The sequence below is a fragment of the Serratia sp. A07 genome (genome assembly GCF_058725505.1).
Genome location: NZ_JBZXDO010000034.1, coordinates 26,233 through 42,290, shown reverse-complemented (window position 1 = coordinate 42,290; position 16,058 = coordinate 26,233). Strand labels below are relative to the sequence as shown.

Annotated in this window: 14 protein-coding genes; 6 read left to right on the top strand and 8 right to left on the bottom strand. The window is 59.6% G+C overall.

Annotated features, from left to right (window positions below; all coding sequences use genetic code 11):
• The first annotated feature begins 245 nt into the window (after positions 1-245).
• Positions 246-935 carry a FadR/GntR family transcriptional regulator gene (locus AC4PR2_RS23280; RefSeq protein ID WP_048232258.1) on the top strand — a complete coding sequence of 230 codons (690 nt, stop codon included), beginning with the start codon at positions 246-248 and terminating at the stop codon, positions 933-935.
• A 67-nt stretch (positions 936-1,002) separates the two neighbouring features.
• Complete coding sequence (mdtD, locus tag AC4PR2_RS23275) at positions 1,003-2,418, top strand: multidrug transporter subunit MdtD (RefSeq protein ID WP_126192374.1); 1,416 nt, start codon at positions 1,003-1,005, stop codon at positions 2,416-2,418.
• On the opposite strand, the gene rbsR is transcribed toward mdtD, so the two are convergent.
• From rbsR to kup, 7 genes are all read right to left on the bottom strand, one after another.
• Complete coding sequence (rbsR, locus tag AC4PR2_RS23270) at positions 2,415-3,416, bottom strand: ribose operon transcriptional repressor RbsR (RefSeq protein WP_016929629.1); 1,002 nt, start codon at positions 3,414-3,416, stop codon at positions 2,415-2,417. The genes mdtD and rbsR overlap by 4 nt on opposite strands.
• A gap of 4 nt (positions 3,417-3,420) precedes the next feature.
• Entirely contained in the window at positions 3,421-4,347 is a 927-nt protein-coding gene (gene rbsK, locus AC4PR2_RS23265; RefSeq protein ID WP_084827032.1) for a ribokinase, read from the bottom strand.
• A gap of 61 nt (positions 4,348-4,408) precedes the next feature.
• On the bottom strand, positions 4,409-5,296 hold the full coding sequence (gene rbsB, locus AC4PR2_RS23260; RefSeq protein WP_025160300.1) for a ribose ABC transporter substrate-binding protein RbsB: 888 nt from the start codon (positions 5,294-5,296) through the stop codon (positions 4,409-4,411).
• Between the two features lie 24 nt (positions 5,297-5,320).
• On the bottom strand, positions 5,321-6,289 hold the full coding sequence (rbsC, locus tag AC4PR2_RS23255) for a ribose ABC transporter permease (protein WP_019455467.1): 969 nt from the start codon (positions 6,287-6,289) through the stop codon (positions 5,321-5,323).
• A 6-nt stretch (positions 6,290-6,295) separates the two neighbouring features.
• Positions 6,296-7,801 (bottom strand): ribose ABC transporter ATP-binding protein RbsA, encoded by a 1,506-nt coding sequence (gene rbsA / locus AC4PR2_RS23250; RefSeq protein ID WP_060441272.1) that lies wholly within the window; start codon positions 7,799-7,801, stop codon positions 6,296-6,298.
• A gap of 7 nt (positions 7,802-7,808) precedes the next feature.
• Entirely contained in the window at positions 7,809-8,228 is a 420-nt protein-coding gene (gene rbsD / locus AC4PR2_RS23245) for a D-ribose pyranase (protein ID WP_060441271.1), read from the bottom strand.
• Between the two features lie 171 nt (positions 8,229-8,399).
• On the bottom strand, positions 8,400-10,268 hold the full coding sequence (kup, locus tag AC4PR2_RS23240) for a low affinity potassium transporter Kup (RefSeq protein WP_038876047.1): 1,869 nt from the start codon (positions 10,266-10,268) through the stop codon (positions 8,400-8,402).
• Positions 10,269-10,551: 283 nt separating this feature from the next.
• Between kup and ravA the strand changes: the two genes are divergently transcribed.
• Entirely contained in the window at positions 10,552-12,060 is a 1,509-nt protein-coding gene (gene ravA / locus AC4PR2_RS23235) for an ATPase RavA (RefSeq protein WP_087762477.1), read from the top strand.
• A 2-nt stretch (positions 12,061-12,062) separates the two neighbouring features.
• The gene (gene viaA, locus AC4PR2_RS23230) at positions 12,063-13,526 is read left to right on the top strand and encodes an ATPase RavA stimulator ViaA (RefSeq protein ID WP_049200559.1); all 1,464 of its coding nucleotides are present in this window, start codon (positions 12,063-12,065) and stop codon (positions 13,524-13,526) included.
• Between the two features lie 4 nt (positions 13,527-13,530).
• On the opposite strand, the gene asnA is transcribed toward viaA, so the two are convergent.
• Positions 13,531-14,523, bottom strand: coding sequence for an aspartate--ammonia ligase (gene asnA, locus AC4PR2_RS23225; RefSeq protein ID WP_492175538.1), 993 nt, complete (start codon positions 14,521-14,523; stop codon positions 13,531-13,533).
• A gap of 155 nt (positions 14,524-14,678) precedes the next feature.
• Here asnA and asnC point away from each other — a divergent pair, with 155 nt between their 5' ends.
• A complete protein-coding gene (asnC, locus tag AC4PR2_RS23220; RefSeq protein WP_004933786.1) occupies positions 14,679-15,140 on the top strand; it encodes a transcriptional regulator AsnC in 462 nt (153 codons plus the stop codon).
• A gap of 100 nt (positions 15,141-15,240) precedes the next feature.
• Entirely contained in the window at positions 15,241-15,681 is a 441-nt protein-coding gene (gene mioC, locus AC4PR2_RS23215; RefSeq protein ID WP_016929621.1) for an FMN-binding protein MioC, read from the top strand.
• Positions 15,682-16,058: the final 377 nt, after the last annotated feature.

Below are 16,058 nucleotides of genomic sequence, written 5' to 3'. Positions count from 1 at the left end.
TATTTCGCTTTCCTCTCGCTGACCCGGCGGCTTGTCAGTCGTTGTTCCCGGTCAGTGGAGGCGCATTATAGGGAGTTATCGGCGGGCCGCAACCCCTAAATGCAAAAAACTTTTCAAGCGCGCTTTTTTTCAACAAAAGGGCGAAAAAGCGACGAATTTATGTCACTTTTTCCGGCAAACAGCCATAAAAGCTGGCGATCGCTGGAGTAAAATAGAAATAACGATGTCAGTAAGGACCCGCAGCCATGCCGCTAAATGCACAACAACAGGCCGCCCAACGCAATCTTTCTTATCTGCTTGCAGAGAAACTCGGCCAACAAATTCTGGCGGGCGATTATCAGGCCGGCAGCATCCTGCCCGGTGAAATGGAACTGGGCGAGCAATTCGGCGTCAGCCGCACCGCAGTACGCGAAGCGGTAAAGATGTTAGCCGCCAAAGGCATGTTGTTGCCGCGCCCGCGCATCGGCACCCGCGTGATGCCGCAAAGCCAATGGAATTTTCTCGACCAGGATTTACTGACCTGGTGGATGACGCGGGAAAACTTCGATCAGGTGATGCAACACTTCCTTATCCTGCGCACCTCGCTGGAGCCGCAGGCCTGCGCGTTGGCGGCAAACCACGCCAGCCAGCAGCAAACCAAGCTGCTGGCGGAGCTGATGGCGGAAATGCGCGCGCTGCATACCCAGTTTGATCGCGAGCGTTGGATCCAGGTCGATACCCAATTCCACCAGCTCATCTACGAGGCCAGCGGCAACCCGTTCCTGACCTCGTTCGCCAACCTGTTCAGTTCGGTGTACCAAAGCTACTTCCGTGCCATCACCGGCAATGAAGTGATCAAGCTGCGCCATCATCAGGCTATCGTCGATGCGATACTCGCCGGAGACAGCGCCGGCGCGCTCGTCGCCTGCCAGGTGCTGCTGAAAGAGAAAGACTAGACACGCTCCCCGCTTATATATAGAAGAAAGAGACGAGGGACAGACGACCATTTAACCAGGACCGACCATGACCCAATCCGCGCGCAGTATGGCAGGACTACCGTGGATCGCCGCAATGGCGTTCTTTATGCAGGCGCTGGACGCCACCATCCTTAACACCGCGCTGCCGGCGATCGCCCAAAGCCTAGGGCGTTCACCGCTGGCGATGCAATCAGCCGTCATCAGCTACACGCTGACGGTGGCGATGCTGATCCCGGTCAGCGGCTGGCTGGCGGACCGCTTCGGCACCCGCCGCGTGTTCATCTTCGCCGTGACGTTATTCACCCTCGGCTCGCTGCTGTGCGCCCTGTCCCCTACGTTAAGCGTGCTGGTCGCCTCTCGCGTGCTGCAAGGCATCGGCGGCGCGATGATGATGCCGGTTGCACGGTTGGCGCTGCTGCGCGCCTACCCGCGCAGCGAACTGCTGCCGGTGCTGAACTTCGTCACCATGCCCGGCCTGGTCGGGCCGATTCTCGGGCCGCTGCTGGGCGGCTGGCTGGTCACCTACGCCACCTGGCACTGGATTTTCCTGATCAATATCCCTATCGGCCTGCTCGGCATCTTCTATGCGCGCAAGTACATGCCGGACTTCACCACGCCCAAGCGCCGCTTCGATTTCCTTGGCTTCATACTGTTCGGCCTGAGCCTGGTGCTGATCTCTACCGGGCTGGAGCTGTTTGGCGAGCGGGTGCTGGCGAGCTACGTTTCGCTGGGCATTCTGCTCAGCGGCTTCGTGATGCTGTTCGGCTATATCGCGCACGCACGCCGCCATCCTCAGCCGCTGATCGGTCTCGACCTGTTCAAAACCCGCACCTTCTCGGTCGGTATCGCAGGCAACGTCGCCTCCAGGCTGGGAACCGGCTGCGTGCCGTTTTTAATGCCGCTCATGCTGCAGGTGGGATTCGGTTATACGGCGATCGTCGCCGGCTGCATGATGGCGCCGACCGCCATCGGTTCGCTGATGGCGAAATCCACCGTCACTCAGGTGCTGCGCTGGTTCGGCTACCGTAAAACGCTGGTCGGCATCACCGTTATTATCGGGGTGCTGATCGCCCAGTTCGCCCTGCAAAGCCCGGGCATGCCGCTGTGGCTGATGATCCTGCCGCTGTTCGTGCTGGGCATGGCGATGTCCACCCAGTTCACCGCCATGAACACCATCAGCCTGGCGGATTTGAACGACGCCAACGCCAGCGCCGGCAACAGCGTCCTGGCGGTCACCCAGCAGCTGTCCATCAGCTTCGGCGTGGCAATCAGCGCGGCGGTGCTGCGTTTTTACGAATCCCTGTCGTTAGGCACCATGATCGACCACTTCCATTACACCTTTATCACCATGGGGATCGTCACCGTGGCGTCGGCGCTGGTGTTTATGTTGCTGAGAAGGAAGGATGGCCGCAATTTGATCAGCGGCCAGGAAAGCAAGAAAGAAGCGAAGGCGGCCAGTTAACGGCGGCCCACCGAGGCGCGTTCCACCAGCTCGGGCGTCAGCACCAGCACCTGGGGCGCGCGCTCCGGGTTTTGCAGGCGATTGATCAGCGCATCGATCGCCAGTTCGCCCAGCGAATCCTTCGGCTGATGAATGGTGCTCAGCGGCGGCGCCAGATAACGCGCCAACTCAATGTCATCGTAGCCCATCACCGCCATATCCTGCGGCACGGAAAGCCCGGCCTGATATAGCGCCTGATAAACGCCCACCGCCACCGCGTCGTTACCGGCGAACACCGCATGCGGCGGCTCGTCCAGCGCCAGCAGTTGGCGCATGGCGTTCACGCCGCCCTCAAACTCAAAGTCGCAATGCACTTCATACCCTGGCGGAACCGGCAATCCGGCGCGCCGCATCGCGTTGCGATAGCCTTCCAGTCGGTGACGGGCGGTGGTTTTATCCTGCGGGCCGGCGATGCAGGCGATCTTGCGGTAACCGCAGGCGATCAGATGATCGGTCGCCATCTCGCCGCCCAGCAGCGAGTTATCCTGAATAATGTCGTTGGCGCCCTCGAACGGCGCCCAGTCCATCATGACGATCGGCAGTGACGGGTAGCGGCTCAGGGCATCTTGCGATGGCCGGTGGTTTTCGGTGCACATCAGCAGCAAACCGTCGACGCGCTTTTGCAGCAGCGTCTCCATACTGCGGTTCATGCGCGCGGCGTCTTCTTCGGTGTTGCACAGGATCAGGCTGTAGCCGCGTTCATAGCAGCTGCGCTCCACGCCACGCACCACTTCGGCATAAAACGGGTTGTTACTGGCGGTCACCAGCATGCCGATGGTGCGCGTCTGATTGAGCTTCAGGCTGCGCGCCAGCGCGGAAGGCGCATAGTTCAGCTGTTCCACGGCCGCCATGACCTTGTCGCGCACGCTGTCGCTGACAAAGCGATTGTTGTTGACCACATGCGAAACGGTAGAGGTTGAAACGCCCGCCAGGCGGGCGACATCTTTCATGGTGGCCAAAGGATCACCCCTGCTGCTGCAAGAAGGCGTCGATCTCTTCACGCCACGGCACCGAAGGCTGCGCGCCAGGGCGGGTCACGGCGATCGCCGCCGCCGCATGGGCGAAACGCACCGCGTCGGCCATGATCTTGCCTTCCAACAGAGCTGTGACCAGCGCACCGTTAAAGGTATCGCCGGCGGCGATGGTATCCACCGCTTGCACCTTGAAGCCGGGCACCAGTTTGCCGTTGCCGTTTTCGCTCAGCCACACGCCGCGGCTGCCAAGGGTGATGATCACCGTCGCGATGCCCTTGTCGTGCAGCGCCTGCGCCGCGCGCGCCGCATCGGCGTCGTTGTCCACGGCGATGCCGGTCAGGCGCTGGGCTTCGGTTTCATTCGGAGTGATCATATCGATCATGCCCAGCAGCTCGTCCGGCAGCTCACGCGCCGGGGCCGGGTTGAGGATCACTTGCGTGTGATGCTGCTTCGCCAGGCGGGCGGCGGCGATCACCGTATCCAGCGGCGACTCCAACTGCATCAGCAAAGCGTCGGCATCGATCACTTTTTGTTGGTAGCGCGCCAGGTAATCCGGCGTCACCGCGGCGTTGGCGCCGGCATCGATGCCGATCACGTTCTCGCCTTCGGCGTTGACGAAGATCAGCGCCACGCCGGTGGTGCTGTCGGCGATGGCTTCAATCGGTTGGGTATCAATGCGATCGCTCGCCAGCTGCCGGCGGACACGTTCGCCGATGTCGTCAGCGCCCACGCAGGCGATAAAGGCGATCTCCGCCCCGCTGCGCCCGGCCGCCACCGCCTGATTCGCGCCCTTGCCGCCAAACGCCACCTTATACTGTTTCCCGATCACCGTTTCGCCCGGGTGGGGGAACTGTTCAATATTGAGGATATGGTCGGCATTGATGCTGCCAAGAACCACCAGCTTACCTGTTTCCATCGCATTGATTCCTGAATTGCGCGCCATCGTAAACGCCCCGTTCCGATGGCGCTGGTATGACTTACTGAGTGACCAGTTTCAAATCGACCGGGATGGTCGCCGGCACTTTTTCGCCTTTCAGCACTTTATCGGCGGTTTCCACACCGATCACGCCGATCTGATCGGGACGCTGCGCCACGGTCGCCGCCAGCTTACCGCCTTCGACCGCTTTCACGCCGTCAGCGGTGCCGTCGAAGCCTACCACGATCACGTCGGTTTTACCGGCGGTTTGCAGCGCGCGCAGCGCACCCAGCGCCATTTCATCGTTCTGAGCGAACACCGCCTGCACATCCGGGTGCGCAGTCAGCAGGTTCTGCATCACGTTCAGGCCCTTGGTGCGATCGAAATCGGCCGGCTGGCTGGCCAACAGTTTGAATTTATTCTGATCCAGCGACTGTTTGAAGCCTTCACCGCGTTCACGCGCGGCGGAAGTGCCGGCGATGCCTTCCAGCTGAATCACCTTGGCATCGGCACCCACTTTCTTGGCGATGAAGTCGCCGGCCATTTTGCCGCCCACGCGGTTATCCGAAGCGATGTGGCTCACCACGTCACCCTTGCTCGCCACGCGGTCCAGCGTAATGACCGGGATCTTAGCCTGGTTGGCCATCTTGATGGCGTTGCCTACCGCGTCGGAGTCGGTCGGGTTGATCAGCAGCAGCTTGGGCGCGCGCACCATCAGATCCTGCACGTTGGCCAGCTCTTTCGCCGGGTTGTTCTGGGAATCCAGCACCACCAGGTTGTAGCCCAGCTTGTTGGCCTCTTGCTGCGCACCGTCCTTCATCGAGACGAAGAACGGGTTGTTGAGGGTGGACACCACCAGCGCGATGGTGTCTTTGGCCATGGCATTGGCGCTCAGGGTGGCGCTCAGCGCGATGGCGGAAGCTAAGGTTGCCAGTTTTTTCATTTTCATCATCGTGATTCCTGTAGGGGGAGGTTACTTGTTGCTTTTGTTATCTACCAGAACCGCCAGCAGTATCACCACTGCCTTCACGATCATTTGGTAGTAGGAAGAAACACCCAGTAAATTCAGGCCGTTGTTCAGGAAGCCGAGGATCAGCGCCCCGATCAGCGTGCCGACGATGCGGCCCTTGCCGCCGGCCAGGCTGGTGCCGCCCAGCACCACGGCGGCGATGGCGTCCAGCTCATAGCCGGTGCCGGCGGTCGGCTGCGCCGACGACAGGCGCGCCACTTCGATCACCCCGGCCAGCGCCGCCAGCAGGCCGCACAGCGAGTAGACGATAATCTTCACTTTATCGACGCTGATGCCGGAGAGGCGGGTCGCCGCTTCGTTGCCGCCCAGGGCATAAATATAGCGGCCCAGGCGCGTATGATGCAGCATATACCAGGCGGCGATGAACACGATCGCCATGATCCAGATCGGCGTAGGCACGCCCAGCGGGCGGCCGATGCCGAACCAGCCGAAGGTGTCGGCCACGTCGGTGAAACCGGTGTTGACCGGGCTGCCATTGGTGTACACCATGGTGACGCCGCGCAGCAGCAGCATCATCACCAGCGTGGCGATAAAGGCCTGCACTTTGCCTTTGGCGACGATCACCCCGGTGCAGGCGCCAACCGCGGCGCCCAGCGCCAGTGCCGCCGCCACCGCCACCAGCGCGTTGACCTCAAAGCCGACGATCGACGCCGCCACCGCGCCGGTCAGCGCCAGCAGCGATCCTACCGACAGATCGATGCCGGAGGTGAGGATCACCAGCGTCATCCCCACCGCCATGATGGCGTTCACCGAGGTCTGCTGCAGAATATTGAACAGGTTGTTCAGGGTGAAGAAGTTCGGGCTCATGGAAGAGACCACGGCGATCAGCACCAGCAGCGCAATCAACGACTTCTGCTCTAACAGCCACTCTTTACTGAACCAGCGCTTAGCTGCGATAGTCTGGGAACTCATATCTGATTACTCCTGCTTTACGCCGTATTGCTTGCCGACGGCTGCCGCCATCAACGCTTCCTGGGTGGCCTGTTCAATCGGGAACTCGCCGCTGAGATGCCCTTCGTGCATCACCAGAATGCGATCGCTCATGCCCATCACCTCCGGCATTTCCGAAGACACCAGAATGATGCTCAGCCCTTCCTGCTTGAACTGGTTGATTAACTGATAGATCTCTTTTTTGGCGCCAACGTCGACGCCGCGCGTCGGCTCATCGAGGATCAGTACCTTCGGCCGGGTCATCAGGCCGCGGGCGATCGCCACTTTTTGCTGATTGCCGCCGGAAAGCAGACCGATCGGCTGCTCCATCGACGGCGTTTTGATATTGAACAGCCGGATGAAATCCCCCACCGCCTGCCGCTCGTCGGCCTGTTTCAGGCTGCCGTCGGCGCGGCTGAAATAGCGCAGCGCGGTCAGCGACATGTTTTCCTTCACCGACATGCCCAGCACCAGGCCGTCGCGTTTGCGGTCTTCCGAGATATAGACGATGCCGTTCGCCAACCCGTCCTGCGGCGAATGGGTGACCACGTCGCGACCGTCCAGGCTGACGGAGCCGGCCTTGCGCGGGGCGGCGCCGTACAGGATTTTCATCAATTCTGTGCGCCCGGCGCCCATCAGCCCGGCCACGCCGAGGATCTCGCCGCGGTACAGCGTAAAGCTGACGTCTTCAACGCCGGGGCCGGAAAGGTGGCTGACGTCCAGCCGTTTTTCCCCGCGCGGCAAATCCAGGCGCGGGTACTGCTCTTCCAGCTTGCGGCCGACCATCATCTCAATCAGCGAATCTTCCTGCAGCTCGCTCACCGGCCGCTCGGCGATAAACTGCCCGTCGCGGAATACGGTCACGTCGTCGCAGATTTCAAAAATCTCTTTCAGGCGGTGCGAGATATACACGATGCCGCGCCCTTCGGCCTTCAGCTCGTTGATCACCTTGAACAGCGAGGCAGTTTCGGTGTCGGTCAGCGCATCGGTCGGTTCATCCATGATGATCACTTTCGATTCGAAGCTCAGCACCTTGGCGATCTCCACCATCTGCTGATCGCCGATCGACAGTTCGCCCACCAGTCGGTGGCTGCTGTAGCGCAGATTGAGACGCGCCAACAAGCGATCGGCCTCGGCGTACATGCGCTTCCAGTCAATGCGGCCGAAACGGTTGACGAACTCGCGGCCGAGGAAGATGTTTTCCGCAATCGTCAGCTGCGGGATCAGGTTCAGCTCCTGATGGATAATGCCGATGCCCGCTTCCTGCGAATCCTTAGGCCCGTTGAACGCCACCTCTTTACCGAGAAAATACTGGCTGCCGGCGTCTTTCTGGTAGATGCCGGTCAGCACTTTCATCATGGTGGACTTCCCGGCGCCGTTTTCTCCCACCAGCGCCATCACCTTGCCGGGATAGACGCTGAGGGCAGCGCCGGAAAGCGCCTTCACGCCGGGAAAGGCTTTATCAATCCCTTTCAGTTGCAGTAAAGGTTGCATACGCGCCTCAGAAAGTTACGCCGGCGCACAGGATCACGTTCGCATAAGGCGAACACTCCCCGCTGCGGATCACCGCCCGGCTGTGCCCGGTTTGCGCTTTAAACGCCTGATGGCTGATATAGCGCACGCTGATGGTATTGCCCTGGCGTTGACCCAATGCGGTCAGTTCAGCCAACAGTGCCTCGTGGAGCGACGGATTCTGTTTCACGATCTCTTCCGCCAGGATGGCGCTTTCTACCTGCATCTCTTGCGTGACCGCCGCGAACACCTGCATGAAGGTCGGCACGCCCTGCGTCAGCGCCAGATCGATGCGCTGCGTTTCCGTCGGTATCGGCAGGCCCGCATCGCACAGGGTGAGCTGGTCGGTATGCCCCAGCCGGGCAATCACGGCAGACACGTCGGAATTCAGTAATACGCCTTTTTTCATCTTCTCACTCCGCTAGCGAAACGTTTCGCTCTCTGGGGGAGTTTAAAAAAACGGCAGGGGAAGGCAACCGGGACAATGCAGAAGTGTGATCGCTATCGAAACGTTTCGTTCACGCCCGGACAATGCACAAACAAAAGGGGCTCAGCCATGCTGAGCCCCTTATCAGGCGGGTTAAATCTCGACCTGCGTGCCGAGCTCGATCACCCGGTTCGGCGGGATCTCAAACTGATCCGGCGCGCGCAGCGCGTTGCGGCTCAGAGCGACGAACAGTTTACCGCGCAAATAGAGGTACCACGGCCGCTTGGTGAGGATCAGCGATTCATGGGACATGAAGAACGAGGTCTCCGACATGCGGCACGGCAACCCTTCCAGCCCGCAGCGGTGGAACACTTCCTCGACGTTCGGCGTTTCACGCCAGCCGTAGCTGGCCACCACCCGCCAGAAGGTCGGCGACAGCTGTTCGATGGTCACCCGGCGCACGTTGTGCACGTAAGGCGCATCTTCGGTGCGCAGCGTCAGCAGCACCACCCGCTCATGCAGCACCTTGTTGTGCTTCAGGTTGTGCAGCAGCGCAAAAGGAATGACGTTGGTGGCGCGCGACATGAACACCGCGGTACCCGGCACCCGCACCGGCGGCGATTTCTCCAGCGAGGCAATCATCGCCTCCAGCGAGTTGCCGTGTTCATGCAGGCGGCGTAGCAGGCGGAAGCGCTCGCTCTTCCAGGTGGTCATAATGATGAACATCACCAGCGCCAAGGTCAGCGGCAACCAGCCGCCGGAGAACAGCTTCAGGGCGTTGGCGGAGAACATCGGCACGTCGATGATCAGCAAGATGGTCACGATGCCGATCGCCAGGAAGCGATTCCAGTGCCAGTTGTTGATCGCCACCGAGGTGACCAGAATGCTGGTCAGCACCATGGTGCCGGTGACGGCGATGCCGTACGCCGCCGCCAGATTGCTGGAGTGTTCGAAGCCGATGATCACCAACACCACCGAGATGTACAGCGTCCAGTTGATCACCGGAATATAGATCTGGCCGGATTCCATTTCCGAGGTGTGAATGATACGCATCGGCGACAGATAACCCAGACGCACCGCTTGGCGGGTCAGCGAGAAGACGCCGGAAATCACCGCCTGCGAGGCGATAACCGTCGCCAGGGTCGCCAGAATCAGCAGCGGGATCAGCGCCCAGTCGGGCGCCAGCAGGAAGAACGGGTTTTTGATCGCCTCCGGGTTTTTCAGCAGCAGTGCGCCCTGGCCGAAGTAGTTGAGCACCAGCGAAGGCAGCACCACGGTGAACCAGGCCAGGCGAATCGGGAACTTGCCGAAGTGCCCCATATCGGCATACAGCGCCTCGACGCCGGTGATCGACAGCACCACCGCCCCCAGCGCGAAGAACGACACCTTCTTATATTCCATGAAGAAGTTGAGCGCCCATTTGGGATTCAGCGCCTGTAGCACTTCCGGATTCGAAATGATGCTGCGCGCGCCCAGCACCGCCAACACGATGAACCACAGCAGCATCACCGGAGCGAACAGCTTGCCGACGCTGCCGGTACCGTGCTTTTGAATGGCAAACAGCAGCGTCAGTACCAGAATGGAGAGCGGCACGATATAGGCGTCAAGCGCAGGCGCGGCGATTTCCAGCCCCTCGATCGCCGACATCACCGAGATAGCCGGGGTGATCACCACCTCGCCATAGAAGAAGCTGCCGCCGATCAGGCCCAGTATCACCAGCACCGCGGTAGTGCGCGCCGAGGTGTTGCGCCCGGCCAGCGACATCAGCGTCAGGATACCGCCCTCGCCGGCGTTGTCCGCGCGCATCACGTAGGTGAGATATTTGAGGGAAACGATCACGATCAGCATCCAGAAGATCAGCGACAGGAAGCCGAAAACCACGTCTGGACGAACATCGAAGCCGTAATGGCCGGAAAAACACTCTCTCAGCGTATAGAGAGGGCTGGTGCCGATATCACCGTAGACCACGCCGATGGCCGCCAGGGTTACCGCCGATAAGGACTGCTTATGCTCTGCGCTCATAATTCGTTTCTTTATCAGAACATCCGTTAGCGATGCATCCGCATCAGGCAAAATACGGGCTCAAAGATCCGTCACGCCCACCAGAAAGCCGCACAGTATGCACCATTTATACGCCTTGCCTACCCTTATATCAGAGCCGAAAAATAAACAAAATGTGAATCGGATATCCGGCACAGCTTAGAAAAATATTACTAATCAATAAGCTATACCACTAAAAATAATGGTGGTGTATCATCGGATTATCGACCAAGATTGGCTAACTCTCGGACAATGCGACAATTATATGACGCCATCATCCCTTCTGGCAGAACGAATTTCCCGCCTCAGCAGCGCGCTGGAGAGCGGTCTTTATGAGCGGCAAGAAGCGATCCGCCTGTGCCTGCTCGCGGCGCTGAGCGGCGAAAGCGTATTCCTGCTCGGCCCGCCCGGCATCGCCAAGAGCCTGATCGCGCGCCGGCTGAAGTTTGCCTTCCGCAACGCCCGTTCCTTTGAATACCTGATGACGCGATTTTCCACGCCGGAAGAGGTCTTCGGCCCGCTCTCTATTCAGGCGCTGAAAGATGAAGGGCGCTATCAGCGCCTGACAACCGGCTACCTGCCGGAAGCGGAGATCGTGTTTCTGGACGAAATCTGGAAGGCCGGCCCGGCGATCCTCAACACCCTGCTGACGGCGATCAACGAACGGCGCTTTCGCAACGGCAACAGCGAAGAACCGATCCCGCTGCGCCTGCTGGTCACCGCCTCCAACGAACTGCCCGAAGCAGACAACAGCCTCGAAGCCCTGTATGACCGCATGCTGATCCGCCTGTGGCTGGACAAGGTGCAGGATAAACAGAATTTCCGCTCGCTGCTGGTCAACCGCCAGAACGAGAGCCAAAACCCGGTGCCGGCGGCGCTGAGCGTCAGCGATGAAGAGTTTCTGCAGTGGCAACCGCAGATCGACAAGGTGGCGCTGCCGGAAGCCTGCTTTGAGCTGATTTTCCAGCTGCGCCAGCGGCTGGACGCGCTGGAACAGGCGCCGTACGTCTCCGACCGACGCTGGAAAAAGGCCCTGCGCCTGCTGCAGGCCTGCGCCTTCTTCAGCGGGCGCGACGCCATCGCCCCGCTCGACCTGATGCTGCTGAAAGACTGCCTGTGGCACGATCTCACCTCGCTGAAACTGCTGCAACAGCAGATCGATCAGCTGCTGACCGAATCGGCCTATCAGCAGCAGTCGATGTTGATCCAACTGCAACAAATCCACACCCGCTGGCTGCAGGATCAGCAACAACAAAGCGACCGGCAGGCCATCAGCCTGGTGAAAAAGGGCGGCATGTTCAGCCGCAAACCGCAATACGCGCCGGCCACGCCGTTCGCCGGCGGCACTCTCACTCTGCTGCTGCAAAAACCGCTGCAGCTGCATGACATTCAGGTCAACCATCTGAGCATCGAGAGCAGCGTGCTGGATAACTGGCTGCAAAAAGGCGGCGACGTGCGCGCCAAGCTGAACGGCATCGGCTTCGCGCAGCCGATCGATTTGGAGGTCGACGACCAACTGCACCTGACGGTGCTGGACGTCAGCCGCCAGCCTTCGCTGCTGGCGCTGCCGGGCAAACAGGCCACCGCCACGCCGCAGGCGCTGCTGGATGAAATGGACGCGTTGGCCCAGCGCCTGGCGGAGCAGCGCCGCGCCTTCAGCCAGCATCAGCCCTGTCTGTTCACCCCCGCCGCCGGCCTGGCCAAGATCGAAGCCAGTCTGCTGCAGGTGGCAGAGCAGGTTAAACAGCAACTGCAGCAAATGCGCGGCCAGTAACCATGCTCAGTCTGGAGACGCTCGATCTGCTGCTGGCGATCACCGAAGGCGAGATGATCGAGGAGATGATCGTCGGCATGCTGGCGGCGCCGCAGCTGTCGGTGTTCTTTAAAAAGTTTCCGGCCATTCGCCGGGCGCTGGATCGCGATCTGCCACGCTGGAAACTGCAGCTCAAGGAGCGTCTGCAGGAGGCCATGGTGCCGCCGGCGCTGGCGCAGGAATTTTACCGCTACCAACAGTGCCAGCTGGAGAATAACACCCAGTTCTATCACAACCTCAACGACACGATGGAGCTGCTGCGCCAGCTGGTCTCGCCGTTTTATGAACAGGCGCGCGCGCTGGTGGACGCCGCCGATCTGCCCAATCATCCGCTGGACGACAGCTTCCAAACCCTATTCTTGCAGCGCTGGCGCATCAGCCTGACGCTGCAGGCCACCATGCTGCACCACCAGCTGCTGGAACAAGAGCGCGAGCAGCTGATGGCGGAACTGCAGGAGCGCCTGGCGCTGAGCGGCGCGCTGGAGCCGCTGCTGTCGGAGAACGACACCGCCGCCGGCAGGCTGTGGGACATGAGCAAAGGCCAGCTGCAGCGCGGTGATTACCAACGGCTGGTAGAGTACGGCAACTTTTTGCAGCAGCAGCCAGAGCTGAAAAAGTTGGCGCAGCAGCTGGGCCGCAGCTATCAGGCCAAGGCAGTGCAGCAACAGGACGCGCAGCCCGAACCGTTCAGGGTCATGGTACAGGTGCCGGCCACGCTGCCGGAAGAAGTGAGCGGCATTCATCAAAGCGATGACATCCTGCGCCTGCTGCCGCCGGAGCTGGCGACGCTGGGGATTGAAGAGCTGGAGTTCGAGTTTTATCGCCGCCTGTTGGAAAAGCGGCTGCTGAGCTACCGCCTGCAGGGCGACGTTTGGCAGGAACAGATCCTGATCCGCCAGGTCACCCACCAGCAGCAGGATCAACAGCCGCGCGGGCCGTTTATCGTCTGCGTGGACACCTCAGGATCGATGGGCGGCTTCAACGAACAGTGCGCCAAGGCGTTCTGCCTGGCGCTGCTGCGCATTGCGCTGGCGGACAACCGCCGCTGCTACATCATGCTGTTCGCCAACCAGATCGTGCATTACGAACTCACCGCCGCCAGCGGCATCGAACAGGCGGTGCGCTTTCTCGGCCAGCAGTTTCGCGGCGGCACCGATCTGGCGGCCTGCCTGAACGCCACCGTCACCAAAATGGCGGAAAGCGGCTGGTTCGACGCCGATGCGGTGATCATTTCCGATTTTATCGCCCAGCGATTGCCGGAGGAGGTAATAAAGAAGGTAAAACAGCAGCAGCAAAGCCACCAGCAGCGTTTCCATGCGGTGGCGATGTCCGCCTACGGCAAACCCGGCATCATGCGCATCTTCGATCATATCTGGCGCTTTGATACCGGGCTGAAAAGCCGTTTGATGCGCCGCTGGCGGCGCTAGGCGGTTAGAGCAGGCCTTCGACCGCCCCGCGCACTTCCGGCGACCACACGCCGCACTGCACCTGGCCGATATGCGACAGTTGCAACAGTAGCATCACCAAACGCGACTGGCCGATACCGCCGCCGATGGTCTGTGGCATATCGCCGCGCAACAACGACTGGTGCCACTCCAGCTTCATGCGCTCTTCGTCACCGGTCAGCGCCAGCTGATGTTTCAGCGCGGCGGCGTCGACGCGGATGCCCATAGAGGACAGCTCGAAAGCGTCCTGCAGCACCGGGTTCCACACCACGATGTCGCCGTTCAGGCCCGCCAGGCCATCCGCCGCCGGCGTGGTCCAGTCATCATAATCCGGCGCCCGCACATCGTGCGATTTGCCGTGCGACAGCTTGCCGCCGATGCCGATCAGGAATACCGCGCCCAGCTCTTTGGCGATCGCCCGCTCGCGCCCTTTGGCGTCCAGATCCGGGTAGCGCTGCAGCAGGGTTTCGCTGTGCACAAAGTGGATCTGTTCCGGCAGGAACGGAGTCAGACCATGCTCGCGGCTGACTTCCGCCTCCGTCGCCTTGATGGCGGCGTAAATGCTGCGCACGGTGCTTTTCAGGTAGTCCAGGCTGCGCTCACCATCGCCCATTACCCGCTCCCAATCCCACTGATCGACGTACACCGAGTGGATAGGCGTCAGGCGATCTTCATCCGGGCGCAGCGCCTTCATATGGGTGTACAGGCCTTCGCCGGCGCCGAAATCGTAACTCCCCAGGGTTTTGCGTTTCCATTTCGCCAGTGAATGCACCACTTCGAAGGTGGCGTCCGGCAGGGTTTTGACCTTAACCTGCACCGCTTTCTCGCTGCCGGAGAGGTTATCCTGCGTGCCATCGCCCAAACGGCTGAGGATCGGGGCCTGCACTTCGATCAGACCGAGCTGTTGCTCCAGCTGGCGGGAGAAGAAGGATTTGACCTGGCTGATTTGTTGTTGTTTTTGGATAAACTGTTTATTCATTGCCGTATCTCTTGTAAACCTGTCTCTGTTGCCATCGATTAAGCAACAAAATGATACGCCAATTCAATATCCACTAATCAATATTGCCTTTTCACTTTTAATCGTTCATTTTTACCCGGACAGAATTCAACAATCGTTAATTAATGGGGGATTAAATGGCGGAAATTTATCAGATCGATAATCTCGATCGCGGCATCCTCAACGCACTGATGGACAACGCGCGCACACCGTACGCCGAACTGGCGAAAAACTTCGCCGTCAGCCCCGGCACCATTCATGTGCGGGTAGAGAAGATGAAACAGGCCGGGATCATCACCGGCGCGCGCATCGACGTCAGCCCCAAACAGCTGGGCTATGACGTGTGCTGCTTTATCGGCATCATATTAAAGAGCGCCAAAGACTATCCTTCGGCGCTGAAGAAGCTGGAAAGCCTGGAAGAAGTGGTGGAAGCCTATTACACCACCGGCCACTACAGCGTCTTTATCAAGGTGATGTGCCGATCGATCGACGCGCTGCAACAGGTACTTATCAACAAGATCCAGACCATCGACGAGATCCAGTCTACCGAAACGCTGATCTCGCTGCAGAACCCCATTATGCGCACCATCGTGCCGTAACCCGCCAAATTGCATACCCACATTATCCACAGGTAGATCCCAGCCGATTCACAGCGTACAATGCAGCCACTTTGAGTGAGAAGGTTGGGATCGTTGGTTCATGGCAGACATTACTCTGATCAGTGGCAGTACGCTTGGCAGCGCCGAATACGTGGCTGAACATTTGGCTGAAAAGCTGGAAGACGCGGGTTTCTCTACCGAGATGCTGCACGGCCCTGAACTGGATGAGCTGCCGTTGACCGGTCGCTGGCTGGTGGTCTCTTCCACGCACGGCGCCGGCGAACTGCCGGATAACCTTCAGCCGTTGCTGGAGCAGATCGCCGAACAACAGCCGGATCTTTCCGAGGTGCAGTTCGGCGCCGTCGGTTTGGGCAGTTCGGAATACGACACCTTCTGCGGTGCGATCAAACAGATCGACGATCTGTTGATCGCCAGAGGCGCGAAAAGGATCGGCGATCGTCTCGAGATCGACGTGACCGAACATGAAATTCCCGAGGATCCGGCCGAGGAATGGGTAAAAAACTGGATTAATTTACTCTAATTCGCCTAAAGATCGTGCGAATGATTGTGGATAACTATACTTAAAAGCAGGGTAAAAGCCGTAGTTATCCCAATAACAACCGTAGTGCGCTTTTTGTCCTGTGCATAACAAGCCTTTTAGATCCCAGCTTATCTGCGTCGGGATCACCGATCATTCACAGCAAACGATCCTCCTTAATCTGCTGATCTTCATCGTGAATAGTCACTTATCCACAGAGGATCGCGATCCTAATAAGAGATCTAATAAAGAGATCTTTAAATAAAAAAGATCTTCTTTTAATTACCTACGATCCTGACCACTTGGTCGATCGTCTAAACTTGAGTAGAATCCCCCACCCCAGGGCAAATAACGATCGTTCGCAATACGGCGAGGTGCAG